We start from the raw sequence: 13,206 nt of genomic DNA, 5'->3' as shown, positions 1-13,206 counted from the left end.
AGGAGATCACTCATGAACGCTGCCCTCGACGTCCTGCAAATCAACCGCGACCGCCTGTGGCAGTCGCTGATGGACCTGGCCAAGCTCGGCGCCACGCCCAAGGGCGGTGTGTGTCGCCTGGCCCTCACCGACCTGGATCGCAAGGCCCGCGACCTGTTCGTGCAGTGGTGCGAAGAGGCCGGCTGCACGGTGACCGTGGATGGCATCGGCAACATCTTCGCCCGTCGTCCGGGGCGTAATCCGAACCTGCCACCGGTGATGACCGGCAGCCACATCGACACCCAGCCCACCGGCGGCAAGTTCGACGGTTGCTTCGGCGTACTGGCGGGTGTGGAAGTACTGCGCACCCTCAACGACCTGAACGTAGAAACCGAGGCGCCGTTGGAAGTGGTGGTGTGGACCAACGAAGAGGGCTCGCGTTTTCCGCCGTGCATGATGGGCTCGGGCGTGTTCGCCGAGAAATTCACCCTGGCCGATACGTTGGCCAAGGTCGATGCGGACGGCGTCAGCGTGGGCGATGCGCTGAACGCGATTGGCTACGCGGGCGCGCGGCCGGTCAGCGGGCATAAGGTGGGTGCTTATTTCGAGGCGCACATCGAACAGGGGCCGATTCTTGAAGACGAGAAAAAAACCATCGGCGTGGTGCTGGGCGCCCTCGGACAGAAGTGGTTCGACCTGAAACTGCGCGGCGTCGAGGCCCATGCGGGGCCGACGCCGATGCACCTGCGCAAGGATGCCCTGGTGGGCGCCGCGGCGGTGGTGGCGGCGGTGAATGCGGCGGCGCTTGGGCATCAACCCCATGCCTGCGGCACCGTCGGTTGCCTGCAGGCTTACCCCGGCTCGCGCAATGTGATTCCCGGTGAAGTGCGCATGACCCTGGACTTCCGTCATCTGGAGCCGGCGCGCCTGGACTCGATGATTGCCCAGGTGCGCAAGGTGATTGAAGACACCTGTGCCAAGCATGGCTTGAGCTTCGAGATGGAACCCACGGCCGATTTCCCGCCGCTGTATTTCGACAAGGGTTGTGTGGACGCAGTGCGGGAGGCCGCCAATAGCCTGGGCTTGTCGAACATGGACATCGTCAGTGGGGCAGGGCATGACGCGATCTTCGTGGCCGAACTGGGCCCGGCGGGCATGATTTTTGTGCCGTGCGAGGGCGGCATCAGCCACAACGAAATTGAAAACGCCGCCCCGGATGACCTGGCGGCGGGGTGTGCGGTGCTGCTAAAGGCGATGGTCGCGGCTTCTGCGGCCATCGCCAGCGGTAAGCTGGCGGCCTGAGTGGCGCTTGCTAGGCCAGTTCGGTGGCGGTGTTTTTCACCACCGCCAACTCCGGATGCGCCACCAACTTATCGATGTGCAACTCATCATTGTTCAACCAGGTTTCCGTCAGCACCCGGTAATGCTCCATGTCCCGGCAGCGCATGCGCAGGCTGTAGTCAAACGGGCCGCTGATCAACTGGCATTCGAACACCTGCGGGCAAGCCTTGACGCAGGCTTCGAAGGCTTTTTGCGCCGAGCGCCCGCTCTGGTTGGACAAGGCCACCAGCACCAGCAACGAAAGGCCTGGCGAGACCATCTGCACATCGATGATCGCCCCATACCCACGGATCACCCCGCGCCGCTCCAGCTTGCGCACCCGTTCCAGGCAGGGCCTGGGCGTGAGGTGCACCAGCGACGAGAGCTTTTCGTAGGTGATACGCCCTTGGTGGCGCAGCACTTCGATGATGGCTTCATCGATGCGGTCCAGCGCGGGGGAGGAATGGGGGCCGTTGGCCTTGGTATCCATGGGTTTCACTTCAAACGGTTGGAAAGAAATTGCTGCAAGCGTTGGCTGTTGGGGTGGTCGAGGATCCTGGCGTCGCCGTGTTCCTCAACCCGGCCCTGGTGCAAGAACAGCACTTGGCTGGACACCTGGCGGGCAAAGCCCATTTCGTGGGTGACCATCAGCATGGTACGACCTTCCTCGGCCAACGTCTGTATGACTTTGAGGACTTCTCCTACAAGTTCTGGGTCGAGTGCGGAAGTTGGTTCATCGAACAGGATAATCTCCGGCTCCATCGCCAAGGCCCGCGCAATCGCCACGCGCTGTTGCTGGCCGCCGGAGAGAAACGCCGGGTACTGATCCGCCACGCGGCCCGGCAGGCCGACCTTGTCCAAGTACAGGCGCGCGCGTTTCTCCGCCTCGGCGGCGCTCACGCCCAGCACCCGGCGCGGAGCCATGGTGATGTTTTCCAGCACGGTCATGTGGCTCCACAGATTGAAGTGCTGGAACACCATGGCCAGGCGCGTGCGCAGGTTCTGCAACTGCGCTTGATGCGGCGCACGGGTGCCGGCACGGCCCTGGCGCATTTCGATACTGATGCCGTCCAGGGTGATCACCCCGGCGTCCGGTTGTTCGAGGAAATTGATGCAGCGCAGCATCGTGCTTTTGCCCGAGCCGCTGGCGCCGATCAGGCTGATCACATCGCCCTGGCGCGCATTCAGGGACACCCCCTTGAGCACTTCGTGTTCGCCGTAGCGTTTGTGGATGCCTTCGACTTGCAGCTTGATGGCGGCAGTGGCGGGTTTGGCAACGGGTTCGTCAACGGGATAAGCGGCCAGGGCCTGCGCGGACTGATTCATGGGTTAGCCTCGGGTAGGAACAAGAAAACGCATCCAGCGACGTTCGGCCAGTCGGAACAGGCCCACCAGTGCAAAGGACAGCAGCATGTAGAGCAGGGCCGCGATGCCGAAGGCCTGGAACGTCAGGAAGGTTTCGGCATTGGCGTCGCGGGCCACCTTGAGGATGTCGGCCACGGTGGCGGTAAACGCCAGGGAGGTGGCGTGCAGCATCAGGATCATTTCGTTGCTGTAGGCCGGCAATGCGCGGCGCAGCGCGGCGGGCACCACCACGAACAGGTTCAAGCGCCAGCCATGCAGGCCATAGGCGCGGGCCGCTTCGATTTCGCCATGGGGAATATTGCGAATCGCCCCGGCGAAGATTTCCACGGTGTAGGCGCAGGTGTTGAGCACAAACGCCAGCAGCGTGCAGTTCAGCGCGTTGCGGAAAAACTGGTTGAGCAGGGCGTTGTCCTGCACCACTTCCAGGCTGTACAGCCCGGTGTAGCAAATCAGCAGCTGGATATACAGCGGCGTGCCGCGAAACAGGTAGGTGTAGACCTCCACCGGCCAGCGCAGCCAGACGTGCTCGGAAACCCGCGCAAGCGCCAACGGGATCGACAGGCAAAAACCCAACACCACCGAGATGATGAACAACCACAACGTCATGGCGACGCCGGACAACCCCGCGCCATCGCTGAACAGGTAGGCCAGGCCGTATTGCTGGAACAGTTCGATCATCGCGCCATCCCCTTGATGCCGAGGTTGTAGCGCCGTTCGAGGCGCTTGAAGATGCGGTTGGAGAGGGTGGTGATCACCAGGTACATCAGGCCGGCGAGGATCAGGAAGTACAACGGCTCGTTGGTGGTTTTGCCGGCATTTTGTGCGGCCTTGACCAGGTCCGACAGGCCGATGATCGACACCAGCGCCGTGGACTTGAGCAGCACCAGCCAGTTATTGCCCAGGCCCGGCAGGGCAAAACGCATCAGTTGCGGGAACAGCACCAGGTGAAAGCGCTGCCAGCGGCTCAGGCCGTAGGCGGTCGCCGCTTCCAGTTGGCCGGCCGGCACGCTGAGGATCGCGCCCCGGAAGTTCTCGGTGAAATACGCGCCGTAGATAAACCCAAGGGTGACCACTCCGGCGGTGAACGGGTCGATTTCAAAGTAGTCCCAGCCGAACATTTCGCTCAGGTCGTTGAGCCACAGTTGCAGGCTGTAGAAGATCAGCAGGATCAGCACCAGGTCCGGCACGCTGCGGATCAAGGTGGTGTAGAGCGTGGCCGGCACGCGCAGCCATTTGGCGCGGGAGAGCTTGGCGCCGGCGGCGATCAGGCCCAGGGCGAGGCTCAGGGCCAAGGCGAGGAATGACAGCTTGAGGGTCATCCAGGCGCCTTGGGCCAGCATGGGGCCGTAGCCTTGCAGGTTGAGGAATTCGTTCATGGGGTAGATCTCGAAGGAGCGCACAGGTTGATTGTGGGAGCTGGCTTGCCTGCGATAGCGGAACATCAGTCACAGCTGTGCAAGCTGACCCACCGCGATCGCAGGCAAGCCAGCTCCCACACAAGGACGAGGCTGCTATTCGTGGTAGATGTCCTGATCGCCGAAGTATTTCTTCTGGATCTCGGCATAGGTCCCATCCGCCTGCACAGCAGCGATGCCCTTGTTGATCAGCGCCCGCAGTTCCTGATCGTTCTTGCGCAAGCCCATGGCGATGTCCAGGGGCAAGGTCGGGTCCTTGAAGGCCGGGCCGGTCTTGAAGTCGGCGCCTTCGGGTTTGGACAGGAAGTTGAGCTGGGCTTCGAGCTTGTCGGTCAGGGTCGCGTCGAGGCGGCCGTTCTGCAGGTCGGCGTAGTTCTGGTCCTGGGACTGATACGCCTTGATCTGCGCGCCGAGCTTGGCCAAGTGCGCACGGGCATAGGCCTCTTGCAGCGAGCCCTGCAACACGCCGACTTGCTTGCCCTTCAGCGACTCCGGGGTGTCGCCGAAGTCGGCGCTTTTGCGCGTAATCACCGAGGTCGGGCTGAGGAACAGGCGGTCACTGAAGTCGATGATCTTTTCGCGGGCCGGGGTCACGGCCATGGAGGACATGATCGCGTCGAACTTGCGCGCGCGCAGGGCCGGGATCATGCCGTCGAATTCGTTGTGCACCCAGGTGCATTTCACTTCCAGCTTGGCGCAGATGGCGTTGCCCAGCTCGATATCGAAGCCTTGCAGGCTGCCGTCGGCGGCGACGGACTCGAAGGGGGGATATTCGGGGAATACGCCGAAGCGGATTTCTTTCCAGTCCTGGGCGTGGGCGGCGGTGGCGCAGAGTGGCAACAGCAACGCGGCGAAGAGTGATCGCAGTGGAGTCATGTGGAGTCCCTATATTTTGTAATTGATGTCAGGGCAGTAATCGAGTTGAAACAAATCGTTCTTATTGGGGGGAGAGAATGCTCCAAGGTGGTGCGTTTTTTGTGTCGTTTACCCCTCACATAAAGCGCAAATTGCGCTGTTAAAACCGACAATGCAGCGGAATCGGCTGAGGCACCCGCTGAATCGGCTTTTCACTAGGGTGAATCTGGCCCGCCCTCGGCGCAAAGCGGCAGGCCAGAGCGTTCTCAGGCGCGCTTTTTCTGCTGTAGCCGAGGCTGCTGGGCCAGGCGGGCGAACAGGTCTTTCGGGTCGGCCAGGTCCGGCACCAACTCAAGATCGCTGCCTACCTCCAGGGCCTTGGCCACGTCCAGCACGTAGCGAAGGGCCGAGTAGTCTTCGATGGCAAAACCTACCGAGTCGAACAGGGTCACCTGGCGCGCATTTTCGCGGCCGGGCTGTTGGCCGTTGATCACTTGCCACAGTTCGGTGACGGGCGAGTCTTCCGGCATGTGCTGGATTTCACCTTCGATGCGGCTTTGCGGCTCGTACTCCACGATCACCCGCGCGCGCTCGACGATACGTCGGTCCAGCTCGGTCTTGCCGGGGCAGTCGCCGCCGACGGCGTTGAGGTGCATGCCGGGTTCGATCATCTCGTCTGTCAGGATGGTGGCGTAGGCCTTGTCGGCCGTGACGGTGGTGACGATGTCCGCGCCTTTCACCGCTTCGGCGACGCTGCCGGCCAGGATCACCTTGATCGCCGGGAACGCCTTGAGGTTGGCCGCCAGCTTGGCGGTGGCCTTGGCGTCGATATCGAACAGGCGGATCTCATTGATGCCGAGCATGGCGTGGAAGGCCAGGGCCTGGAACTCGCTCTGGGAGCCGTTGCCGATCAGCGCCATGCTGCGGCTGTTGTCGCGGGCCAGGTAGCGGGCGACCAGCGCCGAGGTGGCGGCGGTGCGAATCGCGGTGGTCAAGGTCATTTCTGCCAGCAGCACCGGCAGGCCGGTGTCCACATCGCCCAGGGCGCCGAAGGCCATCACGGTGAGCATGCCGGCCAGGGTGTTTTTCGGGTGGCCGTTGACGTATTTGAACGCGTACAGCGACGCGTCGGACACCGGCATCAACTCGATTACGCCGTCCGGCGAGTGGTTGGCCAGGCGCGCGCATTTTTCGAAATCCTGCCAGCGCAGGTAGTCGGCACGGATGTACTCGGCCATTTCGGTGATGCAGGTTTGCAGGCCTTTTTGCGAGACCAGGTAGCAGAGGTCGTTGACGTCGATATAGCGGGTCATGGCAAGACTCCTTGAGTTATTGGACGGTGGCGCGGGCGGGCAGGTGCACTTCCGCCAGCATGCAGCGGGCACTGCCGCCGCCGATGCGTTCGATGTTGTCGATGTTCACCACCACCGGCCGCGTATGGCGTTCCACATGCACGCGCTGCGCGGGTTGCAGGGCGCCCCAGGCGCTGGCTGACATCACCAGCAGCGGCTGGCCGTCGCGGTCATGCACTTCGAGCATGTTGCCGGCGAAGGCCTCCAACTGGTCGAAGTCGAGGGCGAGGATGTCTTTGCCGGTGTCGCGCAGGGAGCGTTCCAGGGCCTGGCGTTCGCTGGCGTCCGGCAGGGCTTGCAGGCACACCACCGAAAGGTCGCGACCGACGCTCATCATCACGTTGCTGTGGTAGATCGGTGCGTGATGGCGGTCGACGGCATGGAACACGCAGAGTTGGTAGTCGAGGCGTTCGGCGAACTGGCGCAGGGCGTCGTGGTGGGTGCGCCCAGAATGGCAGGCGTAGCTGATGCGATGCTGGCGGTCGAGCACCATGCTGCCGGTGCCTTCGAGGAAGATGTTCTGTTGTTCGAGGTGGCTGAGGTCGATGGTGTCCTTGACTGTAAATCGCTGTTCCAGCACTTGCAGCACGCCTTTGTTGCGCTCCAGTCGTCGGTTCTGGCCTTCCATCGGGTACAGCACCAGGCTGCCGTCGGCGTGGCTGCTCCACCAGTTATTGGGGAAGATCGAATCGGGCGTGTGAGGCGCCGGCGTGTCTTGCACCACCAGGACTTCGACGCCGTGCTGGCGCAGGGTATCGACATAGCCGTCGAATTCTTCCAGCGCTTTCTGCTGTGCGCTGAGCGGGTCGAGGGGCTGGCGTTGGAAGCGGTTGTTGATCGCGGTGTCCGGGTTGAAGGCAAAGCGCGCCGGGCGAATCATCAAGACGGTATTGGTGGTTTGCATGGGTGCACGAATCCATGGGGTTGAGCTGTGGGGCTATTTTGTGCGGTATGGCGGATGAATCCCGGCTGAAACCTTAGGGCGGCTCAGCCGGGAAAGCTGAAAAGGGTAATGGCACAGCCGAATCAGCTGTAGAGGTTGGAATGCGATCAAACTGTGGGAGCTGGCTTGCCTGCGATGGCGGTGGGTCAGTCAACAAATAGGACACTGATTTACCGTCATCGCAGGCAAGCCAGCTCCCACATTGTTATTGTGGTGTTTGTTATCGCGCCGTCAGCCAGGAGGAATCATGTCTACCGCCGTTCGTCTCGCCCAGGCAGCCGATGCCGAAGGGATCAGCCAGGTCATCCTGGCGGCCTTGCACAGCAGCAATGCGCGGGATTACCCGGCGGATGTGATTGCGCGGGTGGCGAGTAATTTCACGCCGGATGCGGTGTTGATCTTGCTCAAGCGCCGCCTGGTGCTCGTGGCCATTCAAGATCAAGTGATCGTCGCCACCGCCGCCCTCGACGCCAACGTGGTGCGCTCGGTGTTCGTCAATCCGGCGCTGCAAGGGCAAGGCATTGGCCGGCTGCTGATGATCGAGATCGAGTTGCGCGCCCGTGAGGCGGGGGTGACGGTATTGAGCGTGCCGTCATCACTGACGGCCGAGCCGTTCTACACCAAGCTGGGGTTTAATACTGTGCGTGATGTCTACCACGGCAATGAACGTACGCTGGTGATGGAAAAGGCGCTGCTGTCCCGGCATCCCATCGGACCGTATCGCGACCGCCAGCATCGGGCGCAAGTGGTTGCGTTATGGCAGCAGGCCTTTGGTTATGACACTGCCCATAACGTACCCACCCTGGCGATCGATAAGAAGTTGGCCGTCAACGATGGGTTGTTCTTCGTGGCCACGGATAAAAAGACGGTGATCGGAACGATTCTGGCCGGCTACGACGGCCACCGTGGCTGGCTGTATTCGGTGGCGGTGCACGCTGACTATCGGCGCCATGGCTTGGGATCTTCACTGGTGCGTCATGCGGAACAGGCATTGACCGCCTTGGGTTGCATGAAGATCAACCTGCAGATCACTGGCGGCAATGATGCGGTGGTGGGGTTCTACGAGGCGTTGGGGTATGGGGTGGAACCGAGGATCAGCATGGGCAAGAAGATCACGGTGAATATCCCGGAACAATAAAAAACCCGCCATCTGGCGGGTTTTTCCGGGTTGCTTAGACCTTGACGATCCAGCCTTGCGGCGCTTCAACGTCACCGGTCTGCACACCGGTCAGCTCTTTGTAGAGCTTCTGGGTGATCGGGCCGACTTCGGTCTCGCTGTGGAACACGTGCAGCTTGCCGTTGTACTGGATGCCGCCGATCGGCGAGATCACCGCAGCCGTACCGCAGGCGCCGGCTTCCTTGAACTGGTCCAGTTTGTCGATGAACACTTCGCCCTCGACCACGTCCAGACCCAGGCGGGTCTTGGCCAGTTCGATCAGCGACAGGCGGGTGATGCCTGGCAGCACCGAAGGCGACTTCGGCGTGATGAACTGGTTGTCGTGGGTGATCCCGAAGAAGTTGGCCGAGCCGACTTCTTCGATTTTCGAGTGGGTCATCGGGTCCAGGTAGATCGCGTCGGCAAAACCGGCTTTCTTCGCTTCGGAACCTGGCATCAGGCTGGCGGCGTAGTTGCCACCGACCTTGGCGGCACCGGTGCCTTGTGGCGCGGCGCGGTCGAAGGTGGATATCTGGAAGTTGTGCGGCACCAGGCCGCCTTTGAAGTAGGCGCCGACCGGAATGCAGAACACGGAGAAGATGAACTCCGGCGCGGTACGCACGCCGATGTTGTCACCGGTGCCGATCACGAACGGGCGCAGGTACAGCGCGCCGCCGCTGCCGTACGGCGGGATGAAATGTTCGTTGGCCTTGACCACTTGTTTGCAGGCGTCGATGAACACGTCGGTCGGCACATGCGGCATCAGCAGGCGCGCGCAGCTGCGTTGCATGCGGGCGGCGTTCTGGTCCGGGCGGAACAGGTTGATCGAACCGTCCTTGCAGCGGTAGGCCTTGAGGCCTTCAAAGCATTGCTGGCCGTAGTGCAGGGCGGTGGAGCCCTCGCTGATGTGCAGCACGTTGTCGTCGGTCAGGGTGCCTTCTTGCCATTCGCCGTTTTTCCAGACCTGGAGAAACCGCTTGTCGGTCTTGATGTAGTCAAAACCCAGCTTGTCCCAATTGATGCTTTCGTTACCCATGACACCCTCTATCGTTGGTCAAGTCGGTTTTTTTCTGGATGGGCGCAACAATACTTCATTAGCCGGTGCCTTAGCACCCCCTTCAAAGGTGCAACGCATGCCCCAGCGCCCGCAGCGCGGCTTCCTGCACCGCTTCACCAAGGGTCGGGTGGGCGTGGATGGTGCCCGCCACGTCTTCCAGGCGCGACCCCATTTCCAGGCTCAGGCCAAAGGCGGTGGACAGTTCCGAGACACCCACCCCCACGGCCTGCCAGCCGACGATCAGGTGATTGTCACGTCGCGCCACCACCCGTACGAAGCCGGTTTTCGACTCCAGGGTCATCGCCCGGCCATTGGCCGCGAACGGGAAGCTTGAGACGATGCAGTCCAATCCGGCGGCCTTGGCTTCGTCCGGGGTTTTGCCGACCACCACCAGTTCCGGGTCGGTGAAGCACACCGCCGGGATCGCGGCCGGGTTGAATTCGCGGGACTTGCCGCTGATCAGTTCGGCGACCATTTCGCCCTGGGCCATGGCGCGGTGCGCGAGCATCGGCTCGCCGCTCAGGTCGCCGATGGCGTACACGTTGCGCATGCTGGTCTGGCAGCGGCTGTCGATCTTGATCGCCGCGCCGTTCATCTCCAGGTTCAGCGCTTCAAGGTTCCAACCCTGGGTGTTGGGTTTGCGACCGACGGCGACCAGCACCTGGTCGGTTGCCAACGACAGGGTGTCGCCATTCGGGTCGCGCACTTGCAGGCTACCATCGGCAAAACCGGTGACGCTGTGCTTGAGGTACAGCTTCACGCCCAGTTGCTTGAGGGATTCGTTCACCGGCTGCGTCAGCTCGGCGTCGTAGGCGGGTAGGATACGATCCTGTGCCTCGACCACACTGACCTCGGCGCCGAGCTTGCGGTAGGCGATGCCCAGTTCCAGACCGATATAACCGCCGCCTACCACGATCAGGCGCTTGGGCACGCTTTTCGGTGCAAGGGCTTCGGTGGAGGAGATGATCGGCCCGCCAATCGGCAGCATCGGCAGGTTGACGCTTTTCGAACCGGTGGCCAGCAGCAAGTGCTCGCACCGGATGCGCTGGTCGCCGACGTCAACGGTCTTGCCGTCCACCACCTTGGCCCAACCGTGGATCACCTGCACCTTGTGCTTCTTCAGCAAGGCGGCGACGCCCGTGGTCAGGCGATCCACGATGCCATCTTTCCATTCCACGCTTTTGCGGATATCCAGGGTCGGCACATCCACTTCAATGCCCAGTTGCGAACCCTGGCTGTGGTGGATGGTTTGCTGGAACTGCTCGGCCACATGGATCAACGCCTTGGACGGGATGCAGCCGATATTCAGGCAGGTGCCGCCGAGCGCCTGGCCTTCCACCAGAAGGGTCGGGATGCCCAACTGGCCGGCACGGATCGCCGCCACATAACCGCCAGGGCCGCCGCCGATGATCAGCAGCGTGGTATTCAATGTCTGCGTCATGCCTTACTCCAGGAACAGGCTGGCGGGTTGTTCGAGCAGGCCGCGAATGGCCTGGATGAATTGCGCCGCGTCCATGCCATCGACCACGCGGTGATCGAAGGAACTGGAGAGGTTCATCATCTTGCGCACCACGATCTGGCCCTTGATCACCATCGGCCGTTCAACGATGCGGTTGACGCCAACGATGGCCACTTCCGGCAGGTTCAGCACCGGCGTGCTGACGATGCCACCCAAGGCACCCAGGCTGGTCAGGGTGATCGTCGAGCCCGACAGCTCGTCGCGGCTGGCCTTGCCATTGCGTGCAGCCGTGGCCAAACGCGCGATTTCTTCAGCGTTGCCCCACAGGCTGCGGGCTTCAGCGTGACGCACCACCGGCACCATCAGGCCAACGTCGCTCTGGGTGGCGACGCCCACATGCACCGCGCCGAGGCGGGTGATGACCTGGGCTTCGTCGTCGTAGCGCGCGTTGATCTGCGGGAAGTCACGCAGTGCCACGACCATGGCGCGCACGATGAACGGCAGCAGCGTCAGCTTGCCGCGCGTGGCGCCGTGTTTCTCGTTGAGGTGCACGCGCAGCTCGTCGAGGGCGGTGACGTCGATCTCTTCCACATAGCTGAAATGCGCGGCGCGCCGGGTGGCGTCCTGCATGCGCTGGGCGATCTTGCGGCGCATGCCGATCACCGGGATCTGTTCTTCGGTGTGGCGTTCGGCGTAGGGGTTGGCGGCTGTAGAATTTTTCGCCGGACCCTGGAGCAAGTAAGCCTCCAGATCTTCGTGCAGAATCCGGCCCGCCGGGCCAGAGCCCTGCACCAGGCGTAGTTGAATCCCGGCGTCCAATGCGTGTTTACGCACAGCAGGGGAGGCCAATGGGCGTTCGTCGGCTTCACGTGCCACAGGCGACTGGGCTGCGATAACCGGTGCCGGTTTGCTTTCAACCGCCACCGGCGCAGGCTTGGCCTCAACCACAGGCGCGGCCTTCGGCGCTTCCTTCACGGCGGGCGCTTCCTTGGCGTTGCCGGCGCCTTCCACTTCGATGCTGATCAGAATACTGCCCACGGCCATGACTTCGCCCGGCTCACCGCCGAGGGAAATCACCTTGCCGTGCACCGGCGAAGGTATATCCACCATCGCCTTGTCGGTCATCACATCTGCCAGCACCTGGTCTTCCACGACCATGTCGCCGACCTTTACATGCCACACCGACAGTTCAACTTCCGCGATGCCTTCGCCAATGTCCGGCATCTTGATTACGTGCGTGCCCATTCAGACCTCCATGACCCGTTTCAACGCCGCGCCCACCCGGGACGGCCCTGGGAAATACGCCCACTCTTGCGCGTGCGGGTAGGGGGTGTCCCAACCGGTGACGCGTTCGATCGGCGCTTCCAGGTGGTGGAAGCAATGTTCCTGTACCAGCGACACCAACTCGGCACCAAAACCGCAGGTGCGGGTGGCTTCATGCACCACCACGCAACGGCCAGTCTTCTTCACGGATTTGACGATGGTTTCCAGGTCCAGCGGCCACAGGCTGCGCAGGTCGATGACCTCGGCGTCAATGCCGGTTTCTTCAGCGGCAACTTGCGACACATACACGGTGGTGCCGTAGGTCAGCACCGTCACGGCCGAACCCGGGCGCACGATGGCGGCCACGTCCAGCGGCACGGTGTAATAACCGTCCGGTACTTGGGCTTGCGGGTGTTTCGACCACGGGGTTACCGGGCGGTCGTGATGGCCATCGAATGGGCCGTTGTACAGGCGCTTGGGCTCCAGGAAAATCACCGGGTCATCGTTTTCGATGGAGGCGATCAGCAGCCCTTTCGCGTCATAGGGGTTCGACGGCATGACCGTGCGCAGGCCGCAGACCTGGGTGAACACCGCTTCGATGCTCTGGCTGTGGGTCTGCCCGCCGTAGATGCCGCCGCCGCACGGCATGCGCATGGTCAGTGGCGCGGTGAACTGGCCGGCCGAGCGATAACGCAGGCGCGCCGCTTCCGAGATGATCTGGTCGGTGGCGGGGTAGACGTAGTCGGCAAACTGGATCTCGGCCACCGGACGCAGGCCATAGGCGCCCATGCCCACGGCCACGCCGATAATGCCGCTCTCGGAGATCGGCGCGTCGAACACGCGCGAGCTGCCGTACTTGGTCTGCAAGCCTTCGGTGCAACGGAACACGCCGCCGAAATAACCGACGTCCTGGCCGAACACCACCACGTTGTCGTCACGTTCGAGCATCACATCCATGGCCGAGCGCAGGGCCTGGATCATGGTCATGGTGGTGGTGGTCATGGCGGTTTCCACTTCAATGCTGTTGTTGTGATCGTTCATG

13 protein-coding genes are annotated in these 13,206 nt (G+C 62.4%); 2 read left to right on the top strand and 11 right to left on the bottom strand.

Annotated elements, in window-relative coordinates; all coding sequences use genetic code 11:
• The first annotated feature begins 12 nt into the window (after positions 1-12).
• Positions 13-1,281, top strand: a complete 1,269-nt coding sequence (locus tag ACP7BX_RS23875) for a Zn-dependent hydrolase (protein WP_033902019.1) — start codon at positions 13-15, stop codon at positions 1,279-1,281.
• 10 nt (positions 1,282-1,291) lie between these two features.
• Here the strand turns inward: ACP7BX_RS23875 and ACP7BX_RS23870 are convergent, their stop codons facing one another.
• From ACP7BX_RS23870 to ctlX, 7 genes are all read right to left on the bottom strand, one after another.
• Positions 1,292-1,789: an Lrp/AsnC family transcriptional regulator gene (locus ACP7BX_RS23870; protein ID WP_016974875.1), complete on the bottom strand. Its 498-nt coding sequence runs from the start codon at positions 1,787-1,789 to the stop codon at positions 1,292-1,294.
• 5 nt (positions 1,790-1,794) lie between these two features.
• The gene (locus tag ACP7BX_RS23865; protein ID WP_426127494.1) at positions 1,795-2,625 is read right to left on the bottom strand and encodes an ABC transporter ATP-binding protein; all 831 of its coding nucleotides are present in this window, start codon (positions 2,623-2,625) and stop codon (positions 1,795-1,797) included.
• A gap of 3 nt (positions 2,626-2,628) precedes the next feature.
• Positions 2,629-3,342 carry an ABC transporter permease gene (locus ACP7BX_RS23860; RefSeq protein ID WP_426127496.1) on the bottom strand — a complete coding sequence of 238 codons (714 nt, stop codon included), beginning with the start codon at positions 3,340-3,342 and terminating at the stop codon, positions 2,629-2,631.
• Positions 3,339-4,040, bottom strand: coding sequence for an ABC transporter permease (locus ACP7BX_RS23855; RefSeq protein WP_426127498.1), 702 nt, complete (start codon positions 4,038-4,040; stop codon positions 3,339-3,341). Before ACP7BX_RS23855 ends, ACP7BX_RS23860 begins: the two co-directional genes overlap by 4 nt.
• A 135-nt stretch (positions 4,041-4,175) precedes the next feature.
• On the bottom strand, positions 4,176-4,955 hold the full coding sequence (locus tag ACP7BX_RS23850; protein WP_016979448.1) for an ABC transporter substrate-binding protein: 780 nt from the start codon (positions 4,953-4,955) through the stop codon (positions 4,176-4,178).
• 245 nt (positions 4,956-5,200) lie between these two features.
• Positions 5,201-6,247 carry an ornithine cyclodeaminase gene (locus ACP7BX_RS23845; protein WP_426127501.1) on the bottom strand — a complete coding sequence of 349 codons (1,047 nt, stop codon included), beginning with the start codon at positions 6,245-6,247 and terminating at the stop codon, positions 5,201-5,203.
• 16 nt (positions 6,248-6,263) lie between these two features.
• Positions 6,264-7,190 carry a citrulline utilization hydrolase CtlX gene (ctlX, locus tag ACP7BX_RS23840; protein WP_426127503.1) on the bottom strand — a complete coding sequence of 309 codons (927 nt, stop codon included), beginning with the start codon at positions 7,188-7,190 and terminating at the stop codon, positions 6,264-6,266.
• Positions 7,191-7,476: 286 nt separating this feature from the next.
• Here ctlX and ACP7BX_RS23835 point away from each other — a divergent pair, with 286 nt between their 5' ends.
• On the top strand, positions 7,477-8,367 hold the full coding sequence (locus ACP7BX_RS23835; protein WP_426127505.1) for a GNAT family acetyltransferase: 891 nt from the start codon (positions 7,477-7,479) through the stop codon (positions 8,365-8,367).
• 34 nt (positions 8,368-8,401) lie between these two features.
• Here ACP7BX_RS23835 and ACP7BX_RS23830 read toward each other — a convergent pair whose 3' ends face one another.
• The 4 genes from ACP7BX_RS23830 to ACP7BX_RS23815 form a co-directional block, all read right to left on the bottom strand.
• Positions 8,402-9,421, bottom strand: coding sequence for a branched-chain amino acid aminotransferase (locus ACP7BX_RS23830; protein WP_033902025.1), 1,020 nt, complete (start codon positions 9,419-9,421; stop codon positions 8,402-8,404).
• An 82-nt stretch (positions 9,422-9,503) separates the two neighbouring features.
• Entirely contained in the window at positions 9,504-10,883 is a 1,380-nt protein-coding gene (gene lpdA, locus ACP7BX_RS23825) for a dihydrolipoyl dehydrogenase (protein WP_426127507.1), read from the bottom strand.
• Between the two features lie 3 nt (positions 10,884-10,886).
• Positions 10,887-12,146: a dihydrolipoamide acetyltransferase family protein gene (locus ACP7BX_RS23820; RefSeq protein WP_177075218.1), complete on the bottom strand. Its 1,260-nt coding sequence runs from the start codon at positions 12,144-12,146 to the stop codon at positions 10,887-10,889.
• Positions 12,147-13,205 carry an alpha-ketoacid dehydrogenase subunit beta gene (locus ACP7BX_RS23815; RefSeq protein ID WP_016978112.1) on the bottom strand — a complete coding sequence of 353 codons (1,059 nt, stop codon included), beginning with the start codon at positions 13,203-13,205 and terminating at the stop codon, positions 12,147-12,149.
• Between the last annotated feature and the right edge of the window lies 1 nt (position 13,206).

The sequence above is a fragment of the Pseudomonas sp. DWP3-1-3b3 genome (assembly GCF_049896305.1).
In the GTDB taxonomy this organism is placed as follows: Bacteria; Pseudomonadota; Gammaproteobacteria; order Pseudomonadales; family Pseudomonadaceae; genus Aquipseudomonas; species Aquipseudomonas azotoformans_A.
The sequence above is the reverse complement of the archived record's forward strand: the minus strand, read 5'-3'. Positions and strand labels throughout refer to the sequence as shown.